Origin of the sequence: Paraburkholderia haematera, assembly GCF_905220975.1 — a bacterium.
Classification (GTDB): domain Bacteria; phylum Pseudomonadota; class Gammaproteobacteria; order Burkholderiales; family Burkholderiaceae; genus Paraburkholderia; species Paraburkholderia haematera.
Map to the genome: position 1 here is coordinate 918,675 of NZ_CAJNBK010000001.1, position 24,083 is coordinate 942,757.

General features: G+C 64.2%; 22 protein-coding genes. 15 read left to right on the forward strand and 7 right to left on the reverse strand.

The window, feature by feature from the left end; translation table 11 throughout:
* Nucleotides 1-53 precede the first annotated feature (53 nt).
* The 3 genes from purD to upp all read right to left on the reverse strand — a co-directional run bounded on the left by purD (nt 54) and on the right by upp (nt 3,408).
* Complete coding sequence (gene purD / locus KHO23_RS04050; protein ID WP_211609731.1) at nt 54-1,352, reverse strand: phosphoribosylamine--glycine ligase; 1,299 nt, start codon at nt 1,350-1,352, stop codon at nt 54-56.
* Nucleotides 1,353-1,587: 235 nt separating this feature from the next.
* Complete coding sequence (locus KHO23_RS04055; RefSeq protein WP_211609732.1) at nt 1,588-2,316, reverse strand: YebC/PmpR family DNA-binding transcriptional regulator; 729 nt, start codon at nt 2,314-2,316, stop codon at nt 1,588-1,590.
* A gap of 441 nt (nt 2,317-2,757) precedes the next feature.
* Complete coding sequence (gene upp / locus KHO23_RS04060; protein ID WP_211609733.1) at nt 2,758-3,408, reverse strand: uracil phosphoribosyltransferase; 651 nt, start codon at nt 3,406-3,408, stop codon at nt 2,758-2,760.
* Nucleotides 3,409-3,641: 233 nt separating this feature from the next.
* Between upp and KHO23_RS04065 the strand changes: the two genes are divergently transcribed.
* From KHO23_RS04065 to KHO23_RS04135, 15 genes are all read left to right on the forward strand, one after another.
* Nucleotides 3,642-4,424 carry an SDR family oxidoreductase gene (locus KHO23_RS04065; protein WP_211609734.1) on the forward strand — a complete coding sequence of 261 codons (783 nt, stop codon included), beginning with the start codon at nt 3,642-3,644 and terminating at the stop codon, nt 4,422-4,424.
* 76 nt (nt 4,425-4,500) lie between these two features.
* A complete protein-coding gene (locus KHO23_RS04070; protein WP_211609735.1) occupies nt 4,501-4,890 on the forward strand; it encodes a methylglyoxal synthase in 390 nt (129 codons plus the stop codon).
* Between the two features lie 54 nt (nt 4,891-4,944).
* On the forward strand, nt 4,945-5,919 hold the full coding sequence (locus KHO23_RS04075; RefSeq protein ID WP_211609840.1) for a quinone oxidoreductase family protein: 975 nt from the start codon (nt 4,945-4,947) through the stop codon (nt 5,917-5,919).
* 260 nt (nt 5,920-6,179) lie between these two features.
* Nucleotides 6,180-6,293: a hypothetical protein gene (locus tag KHO23_RS04080; RefSeq protein WP_054035137.1), complete on the forward strand. Its 114-nt coding sequence runs from the start codon at nt 6,180-6,182 to the stop codon at nt 6,291-6,293.
* A complete protein-coding gene (gene kdpF, locus KHO23_RS04085; protein ID WP_211609736.1) occupies nt 6,290-6,382 on the forward strand; it encodes a K(+)-transporting ATPase subunit F in 93 nt (30 codons plus the stop codon). The genes KHO23_RS04080 and kdpF overlap by 4 nt, the downstream gene beginning before the upstream one ends.
* Nucleotides 6,379-8,184: a potassium-transporting ATPase subunit KdpA gene (gene kdpA / locus KHO23_RS04090; RefSeq protein ID WP_211609737.1), complete on the forward strand. Its 1,806-nt coding sequence runs from the start codon at nt 6,379-6,381 to the stop codon at nt 8,182-8,184. The genes kdpF and kdpA overlap by 4 nt, the downstream gene beginning before the upstream one ends.
* Before the next feature lie 68 nt (nt 8,185-8,252).
* Nucleotides 8,253-10,337 (forward strand): potassium-transporting ATPase subunit KdpB, encoded by a 2,085-nt coding sequence (kdpB, locus tag KHO23_RS04095; RefSeq protein ID WP_211609738.1) that lies wholly within the window; start codon nt 8,253-8,255, stop codon nt 10,335-10,337.
* A 30-nt stretch (nt 10,338-10,367) separates the two neighbouring features.
* Entirely contained in the window at nt 10,368-10,946 is a 579-nt protein-coding gene (gene kdpC, locus KHO23_RS04100; RefSeq protein ID WP_211609739.1) for a potassium-transporting ATPase subunit KdpC, read from the forward strand.
* Nucleotides 10,947-11,143: 197 nt separating this feature from the next.
* Entirely contained in the window at nt 11,144-13,978 is a 2,835-nt protein-coding gene (locus tag KHO23_RS04105; RefSeq protein WP_211609740.1) for a DUF4118 domain-containing protein, read from the forward strand.
* On the forward strand, nt 13,971-14,669 hold the full coding sequence (gene kdpE, locus KHO23_RS04110) for a two-component system response regulator KdpE (protein ID WP_120298170.1): 699 nt from the start codon (nt 13,971-13,973) through the stop codon (nt 14,667-14,669). Before KHO23_RS04105 ends, kdpE begins: the two co-directional genes overlap by 8 nt.
* A 143-nt stretch (nt 14,670-14,812) precedes the next feature.
* Nucleotides 14,813-15,133 (forward strand): quaternary ammonium compound efflux SMR transporter SugE, encoded by a 321-nt coding sequence (sugE, locus tag KHO23_RS04115; protein ID WP_211609741.1) that lies wholly within the window; start codon nt 14,813-14,815, stop codon nt 15,131-15,133.
* Nucleotides 15,134-15,393: 260 nt separating this feature from the next.
* Complete coding sequence (locus tag KHO23_RS04120) at nt 15,394-16,005, forward strand: DUF4126 domain-containing protein (protein ID WP_211609742.1); 612 nt, start codon at nt 15,394-15,396, stop codon at nt 16,003-16,005.
* Nucleotides 16,002-18,584 (forward strand): ABC transporter permease, encoded by a 2,583-nt coding sequence (locus KHO23_RS04125; RefSeq protein ID WP_407946030.1) that lies wholly within the window; start codon nt 16,002-16,004, stop codon nt 18,582-18,584. The genes KHO23_RS04120 and KHO23_RS04125 overlap by 4 nt, the downstream gene beginning before the upstream one ends.
* A gap of 29 nt (nt 18,585-18,613) precedes the next feature.
* Nucleotides 18,614-19,027: a group II truncated hemoglobin gene (locus KHO23_RS04130; protein WP_211609743.1), complete on the forward strand. Its 414-nt coding sequence runs from the start codon at nt 18,614-18,616 to the stop codon at nt 19,025-19,027.
* The gene (locus KHO23_RS04135; RefSeq protein ID WP_211609744.1) at nt 19,020-19,625 is read left to right on the forward strand and encodes a DUF924 family protein; all 606 of its coding nucleotides are present in this window, start codon (nt 19,020-19,022) and stop codon (nt 19,623-19,625) included. Before KHO23_RS04130 ends, KHO23_RS04135 begins: the two co-directional genes overlap by 8 nt.
* 50 nt (nt 19,626-19,675) lie before the next feature.
* Here the strand turns inward: KHO23_RS04135 and KHO23_RS04140 are convergent, their stop codons facing one another.
* The 4 genes from KHO23_RS04140 to KHO23_RS04155 form a co-directional block, all read right to left on the reverse strand.
* Nucleotides 19,676-21,673, reverse strand: coding sequence for an ArnT family glycosyltransferase (locus KHO23_RS04140; protein ID WP_211609745.1), 1,998 nt, complete (start codon nt 21,671-21,673; stop codon nt 19,676-19,678).
* Nucleotides 21,674-21,925: 252 nt separating this feature from the next.
* On the reverse strand, nt 21,926-22,672 hold the full coding sequence (locus KHO23_RS04145) for an SDR family oxidoreductase (protein ID WP_211609746.1): 747 nt from the start codon (nt 22,670-22,672) through the stop codon (nt 21,926-21,928).
* An 83-nt stretch (nt 22,673-22,755) separates the two neighbouring features.
* Nucleotides 22,756-23,340 (reverse strand): LOG family protein, encoded by a 585-nt coding sequence (locus tag KHO23_RS04150; protein ID WP_211609747.1) that lies wholly within the window; start codon nt 23,338-23,340, stop codon nt 22,756-22,758.
* Between the two features lie 2 nt (nt 23,341-23,342).
* Complete coding sequence (locus tag KHO23_RS04155; protein ID WP_211609748.1) at nt 23,343-24,068, reverse strand: TetR/AcrR family transcriptional regulator; 726 nt, start codon at nt 24,066-24,068, stop codon at nt 23,343-23,345.
* Nucleotides 24,069-24,083: the final 15 nt, after the last annotated feature.

Here is a 24,083-nt window from a genome sequence, read left to right on the forward strand (position 1 = left end):
AAACCCGCAGTGTAGCGCCGTTGGCGCCGCACGCGGGCGAGTGGGGGTGATGCTTAGTGCTTGCCGTCGGTCTTGACGTCGTGCTTCCTGTTCAATGCCCGGTAGCCGATGTCGCGGCGATATTGCATACCGTCGAACGAGATCTGGTTGATCGTCTCGTACGCGACCGATTGCGCGCTGCGTACCGAATCCGCCAGACCGACCACGCACAACACGCGGCCGCCCGAGGTGCTCAGCTTGCCGTCCGTCAGCGTAGTGCCGGCGTGGAACGTGACCGAATCCACGGTTTCGGCCGGGATATCGCTGATCCGGTCACCCTTGCGCGGCGTGTCCGGATAGTTGTAAGCGGCGAGCACCACGCCCAGCGCGGTACGGCGGTCCCATTCGAGTTCGATCGTATCGAGCGTGCCGGCGATTGCCTGCTCGACCACCTTCGAGAAGTCGCCTTTCAGGCGCGCCATGATCGGCTGCGTCTCCGGGTCGCCCATCCGGCAGTTGAATTCGAGCGTCTTCGGGTTGCCTTGCGCGTCGATCATCAGGCCGGCGTACAAAAAGCCGGTGAAGCGGATGCCTTCTTTCTCCATGCCACGCACGGTCGGCTGGATGATTTCGCGCATCACGCGGGCGTGCAGTTGCGGCGTGACGATCGGCGCGGGCGAGTAGGCGCCCATACCGCCGGTGTTCGGACCCTGGTCCTCGTCGAGCAGACGCTTGTGGTCCTGGCTCGACGCGAGCGCCAGCACGTGCTTGCCGTCCACCATCACGATGAAGCTGGCTTCTTCGCCGGCGAGGAATTCCTCGATCACGACACGCGCGCCGGCATCGCCCAGCTTGTTGTCCGACAGCATCATGTCGACTGCGGCGTGCGCTTCTTCCAGCGTTAGCGCCACCACGACGCCCTTGCCGGCGGCGAGGCCATCGGCCTTGATCACGATCGGCGCGCCCTTGGCGTCCAGATACGCATGCGCGGCGGCGACGTCGGCGAAGGTTTCGTATTCGGCGGTCGGGATCGCATGGCGCTTCATGAACGCCTTGGCAAAATCTTTCGAGCTTTCGAGCTGCGCGGCTTCCTTGCTCGGCCCGAAAATCTTCAGCCCGCGCGAGCGGAACAGATTGACGATGCCCGCGGCGAGCGGCCCTTCCGGCCCGACCAGCGTGAAGGCGATCTGTTCTTTCTCGACGAAATCGGCCAGCTCGGCCGGATCGGTGATGTCGATGTTGCGCAGACGCTCGTCCTGGGCGGTACCGCCATTGCCGGGAGCAACGTAGACGAGTTGGACCCGCGGCGATTGCGCGAGCTTCCATGCGAGCGCATGTTCGCGACCGCCGGAACCGACGACGAGTAACTTCATGTGAATCCCCGAGACTTAAAAACCATAAACGGCTGAAGCAGCACGCTCAGCCGTGGAATAACAGCAAGGTTTGCAATGGGCCCGCAGCCAGGTGGCGGCGCAGGGCACATAGCGAACCCGAGTGGAGGCGGTGTGGAACGACACCAGCCAACGCCCGCTCAGCAGCAACGCGAGGGCTAGGCGGCGCGGGCGTGGCTCGATGCCAATCCACGCACAAGACACCGCCGGGGCACGCTCATTCGTCGGCGATCGCGGCGTTTGTATAGACTTCCTGCACGTCGTCCAGATTTTCCAGCGCGTCGAGCAGCTTCTGCATTTTCACGGCGTCGTCGCCCGTGAATTCGACTTCCGTCTGAGGTTTCATCGTCACCTCGGCGAGTTCGGCCTTGAAGCCCGCAGCTTCAAGCGCGGCCTTCACCTTCGGGAAATCGTTCGGCGGGCACAGCACTTCGACACTGCCGTCTTCGTTCGTGACGACGTCGTCGGCACCGGCTTCGAGTGCGGCTTCCATCAGCTTGTCTTCCGGCGTGCCGGGCGCGAACAGGAACTGGCCGACGTGATCGAACATGAACGACACCGAGCCGTCCGTGCCCATGTTGCCGCCATTCTTCGAGAACGCGTGACGCACGTCCGCCACCGTACGGGTGCGGTTGTCGGTCATCGTGTCCACGATCACCGCCGCGCCGCCGATGCCGTAGCCTTCGTAGCGGATTTCTTCGTAGTTTGCACCGTCGACACCGCCCACACCGCGCTGGATCGCACGGTTGACGTTATCTTTCGGCATGTTGGCGTCGTACGCCTTTTCGACGGCGAGCCGCAGACGCGGGTTCGAGTCGATGTCGCCGCCACCCATGCGGGCCGCGACCTGAATTTCCTTGATGAGCCGCGTCCAGACCTTGCCGCGCTTGGCGTCTGCCGCTGCTTTCTTATGCTTGATGTTGGCCCATTTCGAATGACCCGCCATACTTTTCTCCGTCGCGCGCGCCAGTGGGGCGCACGCATAGTGCAATTGTCGTTGCGATGTCGGGCGCGCGGCGCTGCTGATTGCGACTTTGCGCCTTGATGTCAAACCGCTCGGCGCCGGACCGCCCGGTGTCAGACCTGCCTCAGCCTGATCACGCCCGGCCAGACCCGGCTAGCGGGACCGAAGGTCGACAGCGCGGATGGGGGCGGGGCAGTGCGGTCAGCGGGCGGCACAGTGGCGCCCCAACCGCGCCAGGCCCGGCAAACTCCGCGCAAAGGCGCGATGCGCCGGGTGGCAGTGCAAGTTGAGTCGCTCTTTGAGCGGATTCGAATTTTATCACGCCGCGCGGGCGCGGCAGAGGGGAGCGTCGCCGGAAACTGCACGAAAATTGGGCGGCGGTGGCGTTTTGCGCGGGCCGCCGCCGGTTTTCTCAGTCCGCTATCAGTTTTTCGTGCCGAACAGGCGGTCGCCGGCGTCGCCGAGACCCGGCACGATGTAGGCGTGCTCGTTCAGATGCGAATCGAGTGACGCCACGTACAGTTTGACGTCCGGATGCGCGTCCTGGAACACCTGCACGCCTTCCGGGGCGGCCACCAGCGCGAGGAACAGGATGTTCTCGCCGCTCACGTTGCGGCGCTTGAGCACATCTACCGCGTGCACGGCCGAGTAACCGGTCGCGACCATCGGATCGCACAAAATGAACACGCGGTCTTCCAGATCCGGCAGGCGCACCAGGTACTCGACCGGGCGATGGTCCTCGGCGCGATACACGCCGATGTGGCCGACGCGCGCCGACGGCACCAGTTCCAGCAGGCCGTCCGACATGCCGATGCCGGCACGCAGCACCGGCACGATCGCCAGTTTCTTGCCGGCAATCACCGGCGCGTCGATGTCGACCAGCGGCGTGGTGATGCGGCGCGTGGTCATGGGCAGGTTGCGGGTGATCTCGTAGCCCATCAGCAGCGTGATCTCGCGCAGCAGTTCGCGGAACGTGCGGGTCGAGGTGTCCCGGTCGCGCATATGCGACAGCTTGTGCTGGATCAGCGGGTGATCGAGGATGAAAAGATTGGGAAAACGGCTGTCCTGGGTCATGGCGGGGGCGCAAGCGGCGGCTAGAGGGATCGGGTCGGCGCTCCGCACGGCCTGAAACCGGCCGGCGGACACGCCACGACGCAAGTTTACCGAAAGAGTGGCGCCGGAAGATACCGGAGATTGCAGTAGCCTGGCGCAGTCCGGCACCGATTCTTCTAGAATCGGGGGAACTTTGCAACGATTGGGCAACCGCGGGGTCCCCCCGCGCCACGACTACCCGGGAGGAGACGCACATGGACATGGGAATCGCAGGACGCGCCGCGCTGGTTTGCGCGGCCAGCAAGGGCTTGGGGCGCGGCTGCGCGGAAGCGTTGGCGGCCGAAGGCGTCAATCTGACCATCGTTGCGCGCACGGCCGAGACACTTGAGGCGACCGCCGCCGAGATCCGCAAGCAATACGGCGTCGACGTGAAGACGGTGGCGTGCGACATCACCACGCCGGAAGGGCGCGCCGCAGCGCTCGCCGCCTGTCCGCAGCCGGACATTCTGGTCAACAACGCGGGCGGCCCGCCGCCGGGCGACTTCCGGAATTTCACGCAGGAAGACTGGATTCGCGCTCTGGAGAGCAACATGCTCACGCCGATCGAGTTGATCCGCGCGACCGTCGACGGCATGAGCGAGCGCGGTTATGGGCGCATCGTCAACATTACGAGTTCGGCGGTCAAGGCGCCGATCGACGTGCTCGGCCTGTCCAACGGTGCGCGCTCCGGGCTGACCGGCTTCGTGGCGGGACTTGCGCGCAGCAAGGTGGCGGCTACGGGCGTCACGATCAACAACCTGCTGCCGGGCCTGTTCGACACCGATCGCATTGCCACCACCTTCACGGCGCAAGCCAAGGCGCAAAACATTTCCATCGACGACGCGCGCAAGCAGCGCATGAAGTCGATCCCCGCGGGCCGCTTCGGCACTCGCGATGAATTCGGCCGCGCCTGTGCGTTCCTGTGCAGCGTGCATGCCGGCTACATCACCGGCCAGAACTGGCTGGTCGACGGCGGCGCTTATCCCGGCACGTTCTGAACGGGCACGTATTGAAGCGCCGGCGTCACCCTTACTACAACAACGACATTCACAACGGTTTCAGGAGTCTTACGTCATGAGCACCCGCATTGCGCTGATCGCGCACGATCACAAGAAAGACGACATCGTCAAACTGGCCGGCGAATACGTCGATACGCTCAGGCGCTGCGAGATCGTCGCGACCGGCACGACCGGCACGCGGATCGGCGACACGTATGGCCTCACGGTCGAACGCATGCTGTCGGGCCCGCATGGCGGCGACCTGCAGATCGGCGCGCAACTCGCGGAAGGGCGGGTGGACATGGTGATCTTTTTGCGCGATCCGATGACGCCGCAACCGCACGAGCCGGATATCAACGCGCTGGTGCGTGCCTGCGACGTTCACAACATTCCGTGCGCCACTAACATTTCGACCGCGCGAATGATTCTCGACGTGCTGACCTTGCGCTTCGCGCAGCAGGTCTAGGCCGGATGCAGTGGTGCTTCACAATCGAACGAAACCACGAACCAGGGAGACATGATGGTCAAAGCAATCCGATTCGATAAAACCGGTGGTCCGGAGGTGATGAAATGGGTCGACGTCGAAGTGGGCGAGCCGGGTGCGGGCGAGATTCGTATCAGGCAGACCGCGGTCGGCCTGAACTATATCGACGTGTATTTCCGCACGGGCCTATACCCGTTGCCGCTGCCGGGTGGCCTCGGTATGGAAGCGGCGGGTGAAGTCACCGAGGTCGGCACAGGCGTGACCGGTCTCAAAGTGGGCGATCGCGTGGCGTACGTGGCGCGTCCGCCTGGCGCGTACACCCAGGAGCGAGTGCTGTCGGCGGCGCAAGTCGTCAAGGTGCCCGACGCATTGACCGACGAGCAGGCCGCGTCCGTCATGCTGCAAGGGTTGACCGCGCAATATCTGCTGCGCCGCACGTATCCGGTGAAAGCGGGCGACACGATCCTGATCCAGGCCGCGGCCGGCGGCGTCGGCCTGCTGGTTTGCCAATGGGCGAAGGCGCTCGGCGCAACGGTGATCGGCACGGTCGGTTCCGATGAGAAAGCCGAGATCGCCAAGGCGCACGGCTGCGACCATGCGATCGTTTATACGCGCGAGAACTTCACCAAGCGCGTGCGCGAGATCACCAACGGTGCGGGCGTGCCGGTGGTGTACGACTCGATCGGTAAAGACACGTTTACGGGCTCGCTCGACTGTCTCGCGCCGCTCGGCATGTTCGTGAGCTTCGGCAATGCGTCGGGACCGTTGCCGCCGCTCGATTCGTCGGAATTCGCCGGACGCGGTTCGCTGTTCTTTACGCGCCCGACGCTCTTTACCTATATCGCCAAACGCGGCGACTACGAGGCGATGTCCTCGGAGCTGTTCGACGTGCTGGTGTCGGGCAAGGTGAAGACGAGTATCAATCAGCGTTATGCGCTGGCGGACGTCGGCAAAGCGCACGCGGATCTTGAAGGGCGTCGCACCACGGGGTCGACGGTCTTGCTCCCATAGACGCTTATGCCATGAGCGCAGTACGGCGCATCGTGCGGGTGTAAACACCGTAGCGCCATGCTGTTGACGGTGCGTGGCGGCGAGGCCGGCGCGAAAACCCGCAAACCCCAGCCCCATTGGCACAAGGCCGTTCCCTCTCACGATGGAACGGCCTTTTCCGTTTACGCGTTTTTTACACCCCATCCCGAACCTTTGACCAGCCCTTTACGTGGATCGGCATAACGTTCCACCTATCCAAAGTCCGTGAATGGGGAATAAAAATGGATGTGCTGTATGTCGGGGGGATGGTGCTGTTTTTCGCGCTGACCTTTGCGTTGATTGCCGGCTGCGAGAAGTTGATGCAGTTCCGGCGTGGCCAGGGAGCTCGCTCATGAACTGGATCCTCTGGTTGTCGGGCGGGGCTACCGCGCTGCTGTTTATGTACCTGGTCTATGCGCTGTTGCGCGCGGAGGACATTGAATGAACTCGAACAATGTCCTGCAAGCGGGCCTTTTCATCGTCGTGCTGCTGGCAGCCGCGGTGCCGATGTCCCGCTATTTGACCAACGTGATGGACGGCACGTCTCGCGTGGTCCGCTTCGGCGGCCCGCTCGAACGTTTGCTGTATCGCATCGCGGGCGTCGATCCGTCGACGGAAATGGGCTGGAAGCACTACGCCATTGCCACGATCGCGTTCAACGCGCTCGGCGCGCTGTTCCTTTACGTGCTGTTGCGCATGCAAGGCTGGTTGCCGGGCAATCCGCAGCAGTTCGGCCCGATGACGGTCGACGGCGCCTTCAATACGGCGGTCAGCTTCGTGACCAACACGAACTGGCAGGATTACACGCCTGAGCAAACCGTCGGCTATCTGGTGCAGATGCTCGGCCTGACCGTGCAGAACTTCTTCTCCGCCGCGACCGGCATTGTCGTGGTGATCGCGCTGATTCGTGGTTTCGCTCGTCACACCGCGCAAACCATCGGCAACTTCTGGGTCGATCTCACGCGTGTGACGCTGTATGTATTGCTGCCGATGGCGGCAATCATCGCTGCGATCCTGATGAGCCAGGGCGTGATCCAGAACTTCAAGTCGTATCAGGACGTGCCGACGCTGCAAACCACGACCTATGCCGCACCGAAGCTCGATGCGCAGGGCAACCCGGTGAAGGATGCGAAGGGCAATGCGGTCACCGTCGATACGCCGGTGAAGACGCAGACCATTGCGATGGGCCCGGTCGCGTCGCAGGAAGCGATCAAGATGCTTGGCACTAACGGTGGCGGCTTCTTTAACGGCAACTCGGCGCATCCGTATGAAAACCCGACGCCGTTCTCGAACTTCCTGCAGATCTTCTCGATCCTGATCATTCCTGCAGCCTTGGCGCTGGTGTTCGGCCGCATGATCGGCGACCGCAAGCAGGGCGTTGCTGTCCTCGCCGCGATGACGATTGCGTTCGCGGTGTGCGTGTTCGGCGAGATCAGCGCGGAGCAGGGTGGTAACCCGGCAATCGCCGCGTTGCACGTCGATCAATCGGCGAGTGCGCTGCAGTCGGGCGGTAATGCGGAAGGCAAGGAAACGCGCTTCGGTATCGCGCAGTCGGGCATCTTCACGGTGGCGACCACAGCGGCTTCGTGCGGCGCGGTGGCCAACACGCACGACTCGCTGACGCCGATCGGCGGCCTCTATCCGATGCTGCTGATGCAACTCGGCGAAGTGATCTTCGGCGGCGTGGGTTCCGGTATGTACGGCATGCTGGTGTTCGCATTGCTGGCGGTGTTCGTGGCAGGCCTGATGATCGGCCGTACGCCTGAATATGTCGGCAAGAAGATCGAAGCGTACGAGATGAAGATGGTGTCGATCGTGGTGCTGCTCACGCCGCTGCTGGTGCTGGTGGGCACGTCGATCGCGGTGCTGACCGACGCGGGCAAAGCGGGTATCGCTAACCCTGGCGCACACGGCTTCTCCGAAATCCTCTACGCGTTCAGCTCAGCCGCGAATAACAACGGTAGCGCGTTTGCCGGTCTGACGGTGAGCACGCCGTTCTACAACTGGCTGACGGCAATCGCGATGTGGTTCGGCCGCTTCGGCACGATTATCCCGGTGCTGGCGATTGCGGGCTCGCTCGCCTCCAAGAAGCGCATCGGTGTAACTGGCGGCACGCTGCCGACTCATGGCCCGCTGTTCGTCGTGCTGCTGCTCGGCACGGTGCTGCTGGTTGGCGCGCTGACTTATGTGCCCGCGCTCGCGCTCGGACCTGGTGTCGAACATCTGATGATGATGGGCGCCCACTAGGGCGGCCCGTTGAAATGACACGAGCGACTAACGAGTGAACAGGCGCAAACGGGAAATTCGAGGATTCAATGACTGAACATAATGCAACCAGGTCCATGTTCGACCCGGCGCTGGTGCGCCCGGCGATCGTGGACTCCTTCAAGAAGCTCACGCCGCGCACGCAGTTCCGCAATCCGGTGATGTTCTGCGTGTACGTCGGCAGTATTCTGACGACCATTCTGTGGATCGCCGCGCTCGGCGGTCAGGCCGAGGCGCCCGCGGGCTTCATTCTCGCGGTCACCTTGTGGCTGTGGTTCACGGTGCTGTTCGCGAACTTCGCGGAAGCGCTCGCCGAAGGCCGTTCCAAGGCCCAGGCAGCGTCGCTGCGCAGTGCGAAGAAAGACGTGATGGCCAAGAAGCTCAACGAGCCGCATCCGAAGTCGCCGATCCGCATTCTGACGGCGTCCGATCTGCGTAAAGGCGATGTTGTGCTGGTCGAAACGGGCGACGTGATCCCGGCCGACGGTGAAGTGATCGACGGTGTTGCGTCGGTCGACGAATCGGCGATCACGGGCGAATCCGCGCCGGTGATCCGCGAGTCGGGCGGCGACTTTTCGTCGGTGACGGGCGGCACGCGCGTGCTGTCGGACTGGATCGTCGTGCGCGTCACGGCCAATCCGGGCGAAGCTTTCCTCGACCGCATGATCGCGATGGTCGAAGGCGCCAAGCGTCAGAAGACGCCGAACGAAATCGCACTGACGATTCTGCTGGTCGCGCTGACTATCGTGATGTTGCTGGCTACCGCCACGCTGCTGCCGTTCTCGATGTTTTCGGTCGAAGCGGCAAAAGCCGGTCACGTGGTCACGATTACCGCACTGGTCGCGCTGCTGGTGTGTCTGATTCCGACCACCATCGGCGGGCTGTTGTCGGCGATCGGTGTGGCCGGTATGAGCCGCATGATGCAAGCGAACGTGATCGCTACCTCGGGCCGTGCGGTGGAAGCTGCCGGCGACGTCGACGTGCTGTTGCTCGACAAGACCGGCACGATTACGCTCGGCAATCGCCAGGCATCGCAGTTCGTGCCGGCACCGGGCTTGACCGAAGAAGCGCTGGCGGATGCCGCCCAGCTTTCGTCGCTCGCCGACGAAACGCCGGAAGGCCGCAGCATTGTCGTGCTGGCCAAGCAGCGCTTCAATATCCGTCAACGCGACATGGCTTCTCTGAAGGCGGAATTCCTCGCCTTCACGGCGCAAACGCGGATGAGCGGTGTGGATCTGCCTGGCCGTGAAATCCGCAAGGGCGCGGCCGATGCAGTGAAGAAGTACGTCGAAGCCAATGGCGGCCGTTTCCCGAACGAAGTCAGCACCGCAGTGGCTGAAGTCGCACGTCGCGGCAGCACGCCGCTGGTGGTCGCCGAGAAAGGCGAGCAGGGCGCACGCGTGCTCGGCGTGATCGAGCTGAAGGACGTGGTGAAGGGCGGCATCAAGGAACGTTTTGCCGAACTGCGCAAGATGGGTATCAAGACCATCATGGTGACCGGCGACAACCGGCTGACGGCAGCGGCGATTGCAGCCGAGGCAGGCGTCGACGATTTCCTCGCCGAAGCCACGCCGGAAGCGAAGCTCGCCACGATCCGCGCACACCAGGCCGAAGGGCGCCTGGTCGCAATGACCGGCGACGGTACCAACGACGCCCCGGCGCTCGCCCAGGCCGACGTCGCGGTGGCGATGAACACCGGCACCCAGGCGGCGAAAGAAGCCGGCAACATGGTCGACCTCGATTCGAATCCGACCAAACTGATCGAGATCGTCGAGATCGGCAAGCAGATGCTGATGACGCGCGGCTCGCTCACCACGTTCTCCATTGCGAACGACGTCGCCAAGTACTTCGCGATTATTCCGGCCGCGTTCGCGACCACCTATCCGGCACTGAACGCGCTGAACGTGATGCATCTGGCCACGCCGGCTTCCGCCATCATGTCGGCGGTGATTTTCAACGCGCTGATCATCGTGCTACTGATTCCGCTGGCGCTCAAGGGCGTGAAGTACCGGGCGCTGGGCGCGGCGATCCTGCTGCGCCGCAATCTGCTGGTCTACGGTCTGGGCGGGATCATCGTGCCGTTCATCGGCATCAAGCTGATCGATATGGTGCTGGCCGCGTTCGGCTGGGTTTGAGAAGCGGCAGCTTAAAAGGAGTTACCTGTCATGAAAAATCTGTTCCGTCCGCTGATCGTGATCTTCACGGTACTGGCCGCCGTCACCGGACTTGCTTATCCCGCCGTGATGACCGCGGTCGGTCAGGCAGCCTTCAACAACCAGGCCAACGGCAGCATGATCGAGCAGAACGGCAAGGTGGTCGGCTCGAAGCTGATCGGCCAGCAGTTCGATGCGCCGCAGTACTTTTGGGGCCGTCTGTCGGCCACCAGCCCGATGCCGTATAACGCGACCAACTCGGGCGGTTCGAACCTCGGCCCGACCAACCCGGCGCTGACCGACGAAATCAAAGGCCGCATCGACGCGTTGAAGGCTGCCGGCACGGATATGTCGCAGCCGGTACCGGTCGATCTGGTGACGTCCTCGGGCAGCGGTCTCGATCCCGAGATCAGCCCGGCGGCCGCCGCGTATCAGATCGAACGTGTCGCTAAAGCGCGCAAGCTCGCCGCGAACGATGTGCAGGCGCTGGTCGATCGCTATACGAGTGGCCGCCAGTTCGGCATTCTCGGTGAGCCGCGCGTGAACGTGCTGCAACTGAATCTGGCACTGGATGAGATGAAACACGGTTAAGCGCTGAAAAGCGTCGTTGATGACTGCGGTTCGAGGAGGCGGCGACCATGCGGTGCCGCCTTCGCCATTTGTTCGCGGCCGCTGTTGTGCCCTGTGTCGCTGCGCGGCCGGCGGGCCGCCCTTGCCATTTGCGAGCTTGCCACTGCCGTGCCACCATGCAGGCACTGTCGCTCGCCTTACTATGAAAACCATTGAGCATGAACCGCCCCGATCCTGACGAACTGCTCGACAAGCTGCAACGCGACGAAGAAAAGCGTCAGCGGGGCCGGCTTAAGATTTTTTTCGGCGCGTCGGCGGGCGTCGGCAAGACCTATGCGATGTTGCAGGCCGCGCGGCGCCGTGCCGATGAAGGCGCGGACGTGATGGTCGGCATCGCCGAAACGCATGGCCGCAGCGAAACCGCTGCGCTGCTCGAAGGCCTCGACGTACTGCCGCTCGCGGTGATCGAGTATCGCGGCCGCAAGCTTGGCGAGTTCGATCTCGACGCCGCGCTCGCCCGCAAGCCGCAATTGATTCTCGTCGACGAACTCGCGCATTCGAACGTGCAGGGCGCGCGGCATCTGAAGCGCTGGCAGGACGTCTACGAACTGCTCGACGCGGGTATTGACGTCTACACCACGGTCAACGTCCAGCACCTCGAAAGCCTGAACGACGTGGTCGGCCAGATCACCGGCATCCGCGTCTGGGAGACGGTGCCCGACCGCGTGTTCGATCGCGCCGACGAAGTCACGCTGGTTGACCTGCCCGCCGAAGAACTGCTCGACCGGATGCGTGACGGCAAGGTGTATTTGCCGCAGCAGGCCGAGCGAGCGGTGCGCAACTTCTTTCGCAAGGGCAATCTGATCGCGCTGCGCGAGCTCGCATTGCGCCGCACCGCGGACCGAGTCGATGCGCAGATGCGGGAATATCGCGCCGATCGTTCGATCGAGCGGATCTGGCAGGCACGTGAGCGCTTATTGGTGTGCGTAGGCCCGGGCCCCGAAGCGCCGATGCTGGTGCGCGCGGCGGCACGTCTCGCCGCCAGCCTGAAGGCCGACTGGATCGCCGTCTATGTGGAGACGCCCGCGCTGCAGCGCTTGCCCGACGCGCGCCGCGAACGCACGCTGAACGCCTTGAAGCTCGCCGCCGAACTCGGCGCCGAAACCGCGACGCTGGCGAGCACCGATGCGGTTGCCGCGCTGATCGGCTACGCGCAGGCTCGCAACGTTTCCAAGCTGGTGGCCGGCGCTTCGGCGCGCACCGGTCTCAAGCGCCGGCTGCGCCGGCCGCTCGGCGAACAGATTGCCGAACGCGCGGGCGATCTCGATCTCACGCTGATTCGCGCGTCGTCGGAACGTGACGGCGGTGAGCAACGCCGCTTTCTTAACACGACCGCGAACGCGTGGCGCGAGGCGCTGAGCGCGGCGCGCGAACGCCGCTCACCGCCGCGTGCCTATGGTTTCGCGCTGGCGATTTGCGCGGCCATTACACTGCTTTCAAGCCAGTTGATCGATCATATCGATCTGACCAACCTCGTCATGCTGTACCTGCTCGGCGTGATCTTCACGGCCGTGAAGCTGGGGCGTGGGCCGGGCGTCGTGCTGTCGTTCATGAGCGTGGCGGCGTTCGATTTTTTCTTCGTGCCGCCGCGCATGTCGCTGTCGGTGTCCGATACGCAGTATGTGCTGACCTTCTTCGGCATGCTGCTGACCTCGCTCGTCATCAGCCATCTCACCTCGAGCCTGCGCCGCGAGGCGAGCGTGGCGCGGCGCCGCGAGCAGCGCACCGGCGCGATGTACGCCATGGCGCGCGAGCTGGCGGCGGCGCTCGCCACCGAGCAGATCGTCGGCATCGGCAGCCGGCATGTGAGCGAAGTGTTCGGCGCGCGCGTGGCGATCCTGTTGCCGGACAGCGTCGATCAGGTGAAGCAGAAGATCGAAGACCCTGACGCGACGATCACGCTCGAAGGCGAGATGCTCGATATCGACGTCGGTCAATGGGTCTACGATCAGCAGAAGCCGGCCGGGCACGGCACCGATACGCTGCCGGCCGCGGCCGCGCTGTACCTGCCGCTCAAGGCGCCGATGCGTACGCGCGGCGTGCTAGCGGTCGTGATGCGCGACGAGCGCGAACTGGACGTACCCGAGCAGCAACGCATGCTCGACGCCTTCGCCGCGCAAATTGCGCTGGCGCTGGAGCGCGTGCACTATGTCGACATTGCGCGCGATGCGCTTGTCAGTATGGAATCGGAGCGTTTGCGCAATTCGTTGCTGTCGGCAATTTCGCACGATCTGCGCACGCCGTTGACAACGATCGTCGGCTTTTCGTCGATGCTCGCGCAATCGCGTGAAGCGCATCCCGGTGCGCAACCGGGCGACGATCTGGTCGAAGCGATCCACGAAGAAGCGCTGCGCATGACGGGCATCGTCACCAATCTGCTCGACATGGCGCGCTTGCAGGCAGGAAGCCTGCAACTGAACCAGCAGTGGACGCTTCTCGAAGAAACGGTGGGCGCCGCACTGCGGGCATGCAAACGCGTGCTGGCGAATCATCCGGTGCAGGTGAAGCTGCCCGCGGATTTGCCGCTGCTGCACCTCGATGCCGTGCTGATGGAGCGGCTCTTCTCGAATCTGTTTGAAAACGCCGCCAAGTACACACCGCCGGATACGCCGTTGACGATCGGCGCGCAACGTCTCGACGCGGATGGCAAGTCCTTCGTACGCGTCGCGGTCGACGATAACGGGCCGGGTCTGCCAGCCGGCATGGAAGCGCGTGTGTTCGAGAAATTCACGCGTGGCGAGAAGGAGTCGGCCAAACCGGGCATCGGCCTCGGCCTTGCAATCTGCCGCGCGATCGTGGAAGCGCACGGCGGTACAATCGGCGCGCTCAATCGGGTGGCCGCGGACGGCCGCGTCGAAGGCGCGCGCTTCTGGTTCACGCTGCCGGTGGAAACGCCGCCCGAAGCCCCGGATGCCCTGGAAGACGAAGGCGCCGACGCTTTGCCCGACCTCGATTCAACTCCTAACCCGCTTTCCAAACCGACCCATGAGTGACCCGAGCATCACCGTCGTTCTGATTGAAGACGAAAAGCAGATTCGCCGCTTCGTGCGAACGGCGCTGGAAGGCGAGGGCATCGTCGTGCACGACGCCGAGACCGGCAAGCAAGGTCTCGTCGAGGCCGCGACGCGCAAGCCCGATCTCGTCATCGTCGATCTCGGCCTGCCCGACACCGACGGTCTCGACGTGATTCGCGAACTGCGTGGCTGGAGTGAATTGCCGGTCATCGTGCTGTCGGCGCGCACCCAGGAAACCGAGAAAGTTGCCGCACTCGATGCCGGCGCGGACGATTACCTCACCAAGCCATTTGGCGTCTCCGAATTGCTGGCGCGGATCCGCGCGCATATGCGGCGTCGCAATCAGGGCGGCGCGAACGAATCGCCGCTGGTGCGCTTCGGCGCGGTGACGGTCGATCTGGCCTTGCGTCAGGTGAGCCGCGACGGCGCCGCTGTCCATCTCACGCCGATCGAATACCGTCTGCTTGCAACCCTCGTGCGCCACGCGGGCCGCGTGCTGACGCACCGGCAATTGCTGCGCGACGTGTGGGGGCCGTCGCATGTGGAGAGCCATCACTATCTGCGTATCTACATGGCGCATCTGCGCGGGAAACTGGAGCGCGATCCGGCGCAGCCGGAACATATCGTCACGGAAACGGGCGTCGGATACCGGCTGGTGGGCGCGGTTTGAGCCTGCCCGAGGCGTCCGCCGCGCCCTTGCGGCGGGTCGCCGCAGCAAGGCGGCGCGCTATTTTGGTATAATTACAGTTCGTAAGGACGACCTTGCGCACTGCTACAAACGGGGACGGCCCCATCTGACCATGGAGCTGTCTCATGTCCTGGATTCTTCTGCTGATTGCCGGTTTGCTTGAAGTCGCATGGGCGGCCGGTCTCAAAACCTCCGAAGGCTTCACCCGGCTCTGGCCGTCCGTATTCACTTTGGTGACTGCGCTCGGCAGCTTTATCCTGCTCGCGATGGCGATGCGCCAGTTGCCGCTCGGCACGGCCTACGCCGTGTGGACGGGGATCGGCGCGGTCGGCGCCTTTATCTTCGGCATTGTCATGATGGGCGAGGCACTGACGGCCGCGCGGGTGGCGAGCGCGGCGCTGATCGTGATCGGATTGATCGGGTTGAAGCTGTCGTCGGGGCATTGAGCCCGTGTTGTCCAGTCAGATTATCGTGTCCGCATGCGCTCGAATCGGGCGCTAACCATCCGCCATTAAAGCCCGCCATTTATTCGCCGCTCTGCGTTCTGCGAATTAACGTGGCTATAATGAGACTGAATCCAACCTGAAATTGTCCGCGGCCCATTTGGCGCGGCCGGCTTGGCGCGGGTCTGACGACTTCGGTGCGGCGCTTCCCTTTCCTTTGCCCGTCGAAGCGCCCGGCACGCACAGCGCGCCTGGAGGCGGCCATGCTTGAATCACTTTCGCTCGCTGCGGGCCTCTCATGGGGCAGCGGTCTGCGCCTCTATCTGACAGTCCTGCTGGCCGGCGTGTTCGCGCGCCTTGGCTTGATTCATCTCCCCGATACGCTGTCCGCTCTGTCCTCGCCGTGGGTAATCGGTGTCGCCGGCGTGTTGACGGTCACCGAATTTCTCGCCGACAAAATTCCCGCGTTCGATTCCCTATGGGACGCGGTCCATACCTTTATTCGCATTCCCGCCGGCGCGGTATTGGCGGCCGGCGCGCTCGGCCATGCCGATCCCGCGCTGCTGACGGTCGCGGCACTCGCGGGCGGTACGCTGGCGGGCACCGCGCATCTGGCGAAAGCGGGCACACGCGCGCTGATCAATCTGTCGCCGGAACCGGTGTCGAATGTCGTGACCTCGACCGCTGAAGACGGTCTCGTGTTCGGCGGCATGCTCCTCGCGCTGTTCGTGCCGCTTGTGTTCCTGGTATTGATGGTGGGCTTCCTGGTGCTGGCCGGCTGGGCGTTGCCACGGCTGTGGCGCGGGGTGCAGGGCGGTTTTCGCGGGATGGCGACGCACATGGTGTCGCGGTTTGCCAGGAGTCGGCACGATTGAGCGATACGGTAAGAGGTGTGACGGCGCGGGCGGCTTCACAGCCAACGCGCCGGTTGGGCGGCGCGGATGTGCTGCGCCAGTCCATTCGTATGACGGCGCGCGACTGGCGCGCGGGCGAACTGACAATGCTGCTGCTGGCGCTGGTGCTGGCCGTCGCGGCGTTGTCGAGTGTCGGCTTTCTGGCTGATCGCCTGCATCAAGGGCTCGAACGTGATGCGCGGCGCATGATCGCCGCCGATTTCATCGTGCGCGCCGATCATCCGGTCGATCCGCAATTCGCGCAGCAAGCGGGCGCGCTCGGTCTGAATACCGCCAGCACAGCGATCTTCCCCAGCATGATCAATTCGACCGGAGCGCAGCCGGTCTCGCGGCTGGCCGCCATCAAGGCGGTGTCGCCGGGTTATCCGCTGCGTGGCGCATTGCGGATCGCTGCGGCGCCGGGCGCGGCGGACCATCCCACCGATTCGATTCCGGCGCCGGGTACGGCATGGGTCGATCAGGCGCTCCTCGACGCATTGAAGCTGCACGTCGGCGACGCCGTGAAGGTCGGGTCGCGCAACTTCACGATCGGCGCGGTCATCACCCGTGAACTCGATCGTGGTTTTTCGTTCGTCAATTTTTCGCCGCGCCTGATGTTGCGTGCCGACGATGTCCAGTCGACCGGCCTCATTACCTTCGGCAGCCGCGTGACGTACCGGTTGCTGGTGGCGGGCCCGGATGAATCGGTGGCGCGCTTCGCGCAATTCGCGCATGACAAGGTGGACGGCGGCAAGATGCGCGGCGTCGCGCTCGAGTCGTTGCAGGACGGCCAGCCGCAGGTGCGCCAGACGCTCGACCGCGCGAGTCACTTCCTCACACTCGTCTCGCTGCTTACCGCGTTGCTCGCGGCGGTGGCGATCGCAATGGCCGCGCATCGGTATATGCGCCGGCATCTGGACGGCTGCGCGGCGATGCGCTGCCTTGGGGTCAGCCAGACCACGCTGCGCGCGCTGTTCACGCTTGAATTCATCGGGCTGGGTTTGATCGGCGGCGCGCTCGGCGTGGCGCTCGGCTACCTGGGTCATCTGGCGTTGCTGACGTGGCTCGGCAGTCTGATCGATGTCGCTTTGCCGTACCCAACCGTCTGGCCGGCGCTCGAAGGCATCGCGGCCGGTCTCGTGCTGTTGCTCGGTTTCGCGTTGCCGCCTCTGTTGCCGTTGACGCGTGTGCCGCCGGTGCGCGTGCTGCGTCGCGAATGGGGCGAAGCGGGGCGCACCGCGTGGGCCGCCTATGCGCTCGGCATCGTGTTGTTCGCCGCGCTCCTGATCGTCGCAGCCGGCGAGTTGAAGCTCGGCGGCATCGTCGCGGGCGGCTTTGCCGGCGGCATGCTGGTGTTCGCGTGCATCGCGCGGCTGGCGTTGTGGGGCGCGTCGCGCGCCGTGCGCAGCGAGCGCGTGAATGCGGGAATCGGCTGGCGTTACGCGCTGGCGTCGCTGGAGCGGCGCAGCGGCGCAAGCGCGTTGCAGATCACCGCGCTCGGCATCGGTCTGATGTGTCTGTTGCTGATTGCAATGACACGCAACGATCTCGTGGCCGGCTGGCGCAAATCGACGCCGCCCGATGCGCCGAACGAATTCATCATCGACATCCAGCCCGATCAGCGCGAAGTCGTCACGCAGTATCTGGGCACGCACGGCGTGCCCGGCACGGTGCTCGCGCCGATGGTGCGCGGCCGGCTGATTGCGATCAACGGCAAGCCGGTCAATCCGGATTCGTTCAAGGGCGAGGATGCGAGGCGTCTCGTCGACCGCGAATTCAATCTGTCGTACACAACCGAGCTGCCCGACGACAACCGTCTCTCTGCCGGCACATGGTATGGCGACACGAAGACGCCGCAGATTTCAATCGAGCAGGGGCTGGCGAAGCTGATCAACGTGAAGCCTGGCGATACGCTGCGCTTCGACGTGACGGGATTGCAGGTCGACGCGCCGGTGACGAGTGTGCGCAAGCTCGACTGGGGCTCGTTCAAGGTCAACTTTTTCGTGCTGATGCCGCCGGCCGCCTTGCAGGATTTCCCGGCGACGTTCATTACCAGTTTCCATTTGCCGCCGGAAAAACAGTCGACCATCGACGGGCTGATCGCCACCTATCCGAACCTCACGGCAATCGACACCGGTCCGATTCTGGCGCAGGTGCAGCGTGTCCTGCAGCAGGTGATCGGCGCGGTGCAGTTCCTGTTCGCATTCACGCTCGCGGCCGGCGTGCTGGTGCTCTACGCGGCGCTGGCCGGCACGCGTGACGAGCGTATGCGAGAATCCGCGCTGCTGCGCGCGCTGGGTGCGTCGCATCGCCAGGTGCGGGCGGTGCAGATTGCCGAGTTTGTGGCGGTGGGAGCGCTGGCGGGATTGATGGCGGCGATCGGTGCGCAAGTGATTGGCTGGGTGCTGGCAACGCGCGTGTTCGAGTTTTATCTGAGCTTCGATCCGTGGCTGTTGCCCGCGGGTATCGCGGCCGGGATTGCCTGCGCGGGCGTGGGCGGCTGGCTCAGCTTGCGGCATGTACTGGCGCGGCCCGCGTTGCAATCGCTGCGGGACGCGTGATTTTTCTCTTCTGGTTTTTGTGATTGGCTATGAGCGATCTTAACGACGAAGTGTCCGCCGCAGAGCCGACGGCCTTCGAACTGGTGGGCGGTGAAGCGCGCGTGCGCGAACTGGTCGACCGGTTTTATGACCTGATGGATCTCGAACCGGAATTCGCCGGAATCCGGGCGTTGCATCCGGAATCGCTCGATGGCTCGCGCGACAAGTTCTTCTGGTTTTTGTGCGGGTGGATGGGGGGACCCGATCATTACATCAGCCGGTTCGGCCATCCCAGGCTGCGGGCGAGGCACATGCCGTTTCCGATTGCGTCCAGCGAGCGGGATCAGTGGCTTCGCTGCATGGCCTGGGCGATGGAAGACGTCGGGCTTTCCGAGCCGTTGAGGGAACGATTGCTGACGTCGTTCTTCGAGACCGCGGACTGGATGCGCAACCGCAATGGTTGATGGGGCCGCGGGGCCGGAAGCGGCCGAGGCGCGCGCAGTCCTCGACTGCTGGTTTGGCGCTCCGGATACACCCATCTTCGGCCAGGCCCGCAAGCTCTGGTTCTCCCGCGATCAAGCCTTCGATGCGATGCTGCTGGAACGCTTCGGGGCACTGATCGACGCGGCGCGCGAAGGGTTACTCGACAGCTGGACAGAAACACCGCTCGGCGCGTTGGCGCTGATCATTGTGCTGGATCAGTTTTCGCGCAATTGCTACCGGAATACACCGCGCGCCTTCGCGGCCGATCATCAGGCGCTGCGCATCGCGCAACGGATGATCGCAAGCGGTGCCGATCGCGCATTGCCGGGCGCGCATCACCGCGCGTTCGCGTATCTGCCGTTCGAACACGACGAAACGCTTGCCAGCCAGCACGAATCGTTGCGCCTGTTCAAACAGCTGAAGGCCGAACCAGGCGGTGCGTCCTACTACTCATCCGCGCTCAGGCACGCCAGAATCGTGGAGCGGTTCGGACGCTTTCCACATCGCAATGCGCTGCTGGGGCGCAAGTCGACCGATGAAGAAACGGCTTTCCTGAAAGAACGCGGTTCGTCGTTCTAGGCGTTAGGGCAACGCGCAAGCGCAGGTCAGGCACCATGTGCCGTGACGTGCTACTTGCCGTGCGCGGGCGTCGACGGCGTTCGCACGAAGACTCGCAACAGCTCGTTGTTGTCGCCCGGACGCGCGCCTGTCCAGAACAGCCGCCAATCGCCTCCCGGAGCGCCTGCATTGTCGCGGCGGGTCTCTTCGATCAGCCATGTGCACTCGGTCGTGGCGGTGTTCGCGGTCGGTCGATGCTCGATGCCGGTGTAGTAGTACAGCATCGGCGCTTCGGATTCGCCGAGGTCCGTGCTGGCCATGCAATCACCGTCGTTCCACTCCATTTTCATGCTGGCGACGAGATTTTCGAACACCGAGCGGTAACTCTTCGCGTAGTCGAGCCACGGCAGCAACAGCGTACTCACCAGTCCCCACGCGAGAATTGCGCCGGCGCACCAGCTCAGCGCGCCGCGCCATTTTCCGGTGAACTTGAAAATGGGCAGCAGCCACAGCCAGCCAAGCGTCATCAGCACGGCGGCCGCGATCAGCCCAGGCTTGACGGGCAACACCCAGTCGAGCGGCAACCAGCGGCCGAGCCGGTGCAGCGACGCATGCGTGTTGGCCGGCCCGCTCATGATCGACCAGATGATCCACGCGAGCGCGGCAACGCTGCCGAACAGCACGCGGCTCGCCATGTCCCAGCTTGCGTGCAGACGCCGTGGCAGTTTTTCGATGCATTGCATTGCCACCAGGGCGAGCGGGGCAATGAACGGCAGAATGTACAGTTCGCGAACCGTTGCCGACGTTTGCAGGACGGCGAAACCCGTGCCCGCGAAAATCACCGGCAGAGCCACGCGCGGATCGCGCCAGCGGCGCCACGCTCCGCTGGCGAGTGCGGCCAGCGCAAGCGGCACCATGGGGAAGCCCACACTGAGCACGGTGCGCAGCACGAACAGACGGTTTTCGTTTTCAGAGCCGAGTTCCGCTACCGAAAAACCGAGGAATCGGCCGATGTTGTTGTCCCACAGCCAGACCTTGAAGAGCGTTTCGGAGCGCAGATAGAAACAGATCGGCCAGATCAGCGCGAAGGGCGAACAGACCAGCGCGGCGATGCCGAGTGCTCCTGCGAAGCTGCGAGTGCGGCAGGCGGGATATAGCACCAGTACTGCAACAGTGGTCGCGCCGAACACGAGCGGCACGAACAGGCCCTTGGCCAGCAACGATACGCCCACGCCCGCGCCGAACATCGCCGCGCCGCTCAGAATCGCGTGGCGCCGACGGCGTGCGTCGACCGGCAGGAGGCGCGCTTCGTCGCGCAGATGCACCAGCACCAGTTCGAACAGTCCGCAGAAACCGAGCGCGGCGCCGGCCATCAGCGCGACGTCGGTCATCATGTCGTGCACGTGCTTGATGACGACGAGCGTGCTCGCGTACAGCGCCAACGTGCCGATCACGCGGATATCGAACCAGCTCGACGCGCTCACCGCGCGGCGGGCGACGCGCGCCGTGTAGTAAACGGTCAGGCCGGCGAAGAGCGCGCTCGCGAGGCGTGCGGCGTCATGTAAAGGCAGATAGCGGCCGAACATCCACGCGAGCCCGGCGGCGAACCAGTCGTAGATCGGCGGCTTCTCCACAAATGGCTGACCGGCGTTGGTCGGTATGACCAGATCGCCGGTATCGAGCATGTGCTGGATGATGCCGAACGTGTAGGTCTCGTCCTGCTTCCATGGGTCATGGCCCAAGGTGCCGGGCAGGAGCCACGCACACAGGATGGCCAGCGCGACGAGCCACCTTAGCGGGCGGGAAGCCGCGAGGGCGCGCAAGTGCCGGGCGCCACGCGAAGCGGGTGCCTGAGCGGTGGGCTCCGAAGGGGCGGCAGGGCCGGCAGGCCTTGCGGGCGCCGAGCCTTCGGCTGCGGCAGCGTGGGCGTCTGGCAGGGCCGCGCCGGATTCTGCAGCGCGTGCCGAGCCCGGGCGCGTGGCGGCCGCACTATCGGCTGGACAGGCCGGCGCTGGCGTCGCTACCGCGACGTTCCCCGTGGGCCAGGGCGCGGATGGGTTTTCGTACATGAGAATCTCTGGTCGCCCTGCGCGACGACGTGGGCCGCGGGCTTATGTTTTTGCTGTGCGTCGCATGCGGTTGCATGGGAACGCTGAGATTGTAGTCCCGGTTTATTACGGTCGATTACGGAAAAAGCGGGGAATATTGCGGTCGCCCGAACGGATTGAGTCGATTCCTCGTCAATTTGACGGGAATGGGGCGTTGGGATGGAGAAGGCGCCCGCGGGAAACCGCTGGCCGCGCAAACAGGAGAAGGGGCGCTCAGCGTCCGCCTGTGACGTCGAGCAGCGCGCCTGTGACGTATGAGGCGGCATCGCTCAATAACCAGACGATCGACTCGGCGACTTCGCCGGCGCTGCCGGGGCGGCCCAGCGGCGTGGACGCGCCGAGCTGGGCGGCGCGCTCAGGCTTGCCGCCGCTGGCGTGGATTTCAGTATCGATGAGGCCGGGACGCACCGCGTTCACGCGCACACCCTGTGGGCCGAGTTCCTTCGCGAGGCCGACCGTCATGGTGTCGACGGCGCCTTTCGAGCCGGCATAGTCGACGTATTCGTTCGGCGAACCCAAACGCGAAGCCGCCGACGAGATGTTCACGATCACGCCCCCCGCGCCGCCGCGGGTTGTCGACATCCGGCGCGCGGCTTCGCGCGCGCACAGGTAGGCGCCGAGCACGTTTACGTCGAACATGCGCTTCAGACGCGCGAGGTCCATATCCGCAAGCTGGCTCGACGGCGCGACGATTCCGGCATTGTTGACGAGTGCATCGAGCCGGCCGAACTTCTGCTGGAGCGCGTCGAACATCGCGATCACGTCGGCTTCGCTGGCGACGTCGCCGGCAATCGGCAACGCGTGGCCACCGGCGCGCTCCACTTCGGCAACGGTTTCCTGCGCGGCTGCGAGATTGCGCACGTAGTTCACGCCGACCGACCAGCCGCGCGCGCCCAGCAAGCGCGCGGTTGCGCGGCCAATGCCGCGGCTGCCACCGGTGATCAGAACGGTTTTCGTCATCGCAACCTCATGGTTCGGGTGGGGCCGCGGGAGTGTGCGGCCGGTGTTCGTTCAGCGGGTCGAACAGGCGCAGCCGGCGGCGCTCAAACGGCGTCGCGTTTGACGGCCCACTTGTCGCTGACAGGCGGCCGATAGCGTTGCAGCTTGTCGATCAGCGCGACGGGATCGGCATCCCTTTGCAGGATGTCGAAATAGGTCTGCCGCATGAAGCCTTCTTCCACCGTGTGCTTGAGCAGCGCGATCAACGGATCGTAGAAGCCGTCGATATTCAGCAGTGCCACAGGCTTCTGGTGATAGCCGAGTTGCGCCCACGTATAGACCTCGAACAGCTCTTCGAGCGTGCCCGCGCCGCCCGGCATCGCGACGAACGCGTCGGACAGGTCGGCCATCATCTTCTTGCGATGATGCATGTCGGGCACCACATGCAACTCGGTCAAGCCGTTATGGCCGACTTCCTTGTTGACCAGCAATTCGGGAATCACGCCGATCGCGCGGCCGCCTTCGGCCATCACCGTGTCGGCGATCACGCCCATCAGGCCGACCTTGCCGCCGCCATAGACCAGCGCGAGATCGGCCTGCACCAGCGCGCGGCCGAAGGCGCGCGCGGCATCGGCGTACAGCGGTCTGGCTCCGTCGGAGGAGCCGCAATACACACACACCGACTTCATGCTCAAACGTCCTTCGGTTCGTTGCGGGGCGCGGCGCCTTCCTTAGGCGGCAGGTAGTCGTAGAACTCGCGCTTGGGCAGCTTGCCTGAGACGAGGTCGTCGAAAATCTGCCGCGAGCGGCCGCGCAGATAAGGCGCCATCAGCGACACGATCTGCACGCTCACCTGATGCAGTTCCACGCGAATCGTTTCCTGCTCGTTGTATTTACGCGGGTTCATCACGAACTGGTACGACAGCCAGTAAGTGCCGATCACGCCGACGTTGGTGGCGATCACGTGCAGTTCTTCGGGCGTCGCGACCATTTCACCGTCCGCCACGAGTTGCTCGCAGAACTGGCTCGCAAAGCGCACCTTATGGCTGATGATCTGCTTGAAATGTGTCTCCAGTGTGCGGTTACGCGCCAGCAGATCGTTCAGGTCGCGATACAGAAAGCGATACCGCCACATGAAATCGACCATGTACTGCAGATACGACCACATCTCGTCGATCGTCGCGCGGTGGTCGTCGGGGAAACGCAGACGCTTTTCGATCTCCTGCTCGAACTGGCTGAAGATGCTGTTGATGATGTCGTCTTTGTTGCGGAAGTGGTAGTACAGGTTGCCTGGACTGATTTCCATTTCCTCGGCGATCGTCGTCGTGGTGACGTTCGGCTCGCCGATTTCGTTGAACAGTTTCAACGACAGTTCGAGAATCCGTTCGCGGGTGCGGCGGGGAGGTTTGGCTTCCATGTCGTCCGGCCCTGG

Bases quoted from the DNA above. Each gene is read 5' to 3' on its own strand.
- purD (WP_211609731.1), bottom strand. From the start codon at position 1,352: ATGAAGTTACTCGTCGTCGGTTCCGGCGGTCGCGAACATGCGCTCGCA.
- KHO23_RS04055 (WP_211609732.1), bottom strand. From the start codon at position 2,316: ATGGCGGGTCATTCGAAATGGGCCAACATCAAGCATAAGAAAGCAGCG.
- upp (WP_211609733.1), bottom strand. From the start codon at position 3,408: ATGACCCAGGACAGCCGTTTTCCCAATCTTTTCATCCTCGATCACCCG.
- KHO23_RS04065 (WP_211609734.1), top strand. From the start codon at position 3,642: ATGGACATGGGAATCGCAGGACGCGCCGCGCTGGTTTGCGCGGCCAGC.
- KHO23_RS04070 (WP_211609735.1), top strand. From the start codon at position 4,501: ATGAGCACCCGCATTGCGCTGATCGCGCACGATCACAAGAAAGACGAC.
- KHO23_RS04075 (WP_211609840.1), top strand. From the start codon at position 4,945: ATGGTCAAAGCAATCCGATTCGATAAAACCGGTGGTCCGGAGGTGATG.
- KHO23_RS04080 (WP_054035137.1), top strand. From the start codon at position 6,180: ATGGATGTGCTGTATGTCGGGGGGATGGTGCTGTTTTTCGCGCTGACC.
- kdpF (WP_211609736.1), top strand. From the start codon at position 6,290: ATGAACTGGATCCTCTGGTTGTCGGGCGGGGCTACCGCGCTGCTGTTT.
- kdpA (WP_211609737.1), top strand. From the start codon at position 6,379: ATGAACTCGAACAATGTCCTGCAAGCGGGCCTTTTCATCGTCGTGCTG.
- kdpB (WP_211609738.1), top strand. From the start codon at position 8,253: ATGACTGAACATAATGCAACCAGGTCCATGTTCGACCCGGCGCTGGTG.
- kdpC (WP_211609739.1), top strand. From the start codon at position 10,368: ATGAAAAATCTGTTCCGTCCGCTGATCGTGATCTTCACGGTACTGGCC.
- KHO23_RS04105 (WP_211609740.1), top strand. From the start codon at position 11,144: ATGAACCGCCCCGATCCTGACGAACTGCTCGACAAGCTGCAACGCGAC.
- kdpE (WP_120298170.1), top strand. From the start codon at position 13,971: ATGAGTGACCCGAGCATCACCGTCGTTCTGATTGAAGACGAAAAGCAG.
- sugE (WP_211609741.1), top strand. From the start codon at position 14,813: ATGTCCTGGATTCTTCTGCTGATTGCCGGTTTGCTTGAAGTCGCATGG.
- KHO23_RS04120 (WP_211609742.1), top strand. From the start codon at position 15,394: ATGCTTGAATCACTTTCGCTCGCTGCGGGCCTCTCATGGGGCAGCGGT.
- KHO23_RS04130 (WP_211609743.1), top strand. From the start codon at position 18,614: ATGAGCGATCTTAACGACGAAGTGTCCGCCGCAGAGCCGACGGCCTTC.
- KHO23_RS04135 (WP_211609744.1), top strand. From the start codon at position 19,020: ATGGTTGATGGGGCCGCGGGGCCGGAAGCGGCCGAGGCGCGCGCAGTC.
- KHO23_RS04140 (WP_211609745.1), bottom strand. From the start codon at position 21,673: ATGTACGAAAACCCATCCGCGCCCTGGCCCACGGGGAACGTCGCGGTA.
- KHO23_RS04145 (WP_211609746.1), bottom strand. From the start codon at position 22,672: ATGACGAAAACCGTTCTGATCACCGGTGGCAGCCGCGGCATTGGCCGC.
- KHO23_RS04150 (WP_211609747.1), bottom strand. From the start codon at position 23,340: ATGAAGTCGGTGTGTGTGTATTGCGGCTCCTCCGACGGAGCCAGACCG.
- KHO23_RS04155 (WP_211609748.1), bottom strand. From the start codon at position 24,068: ATGGAAGCCAAACCTCCCCGCCGCACCCGCGAACGGATTCTCGAACTG.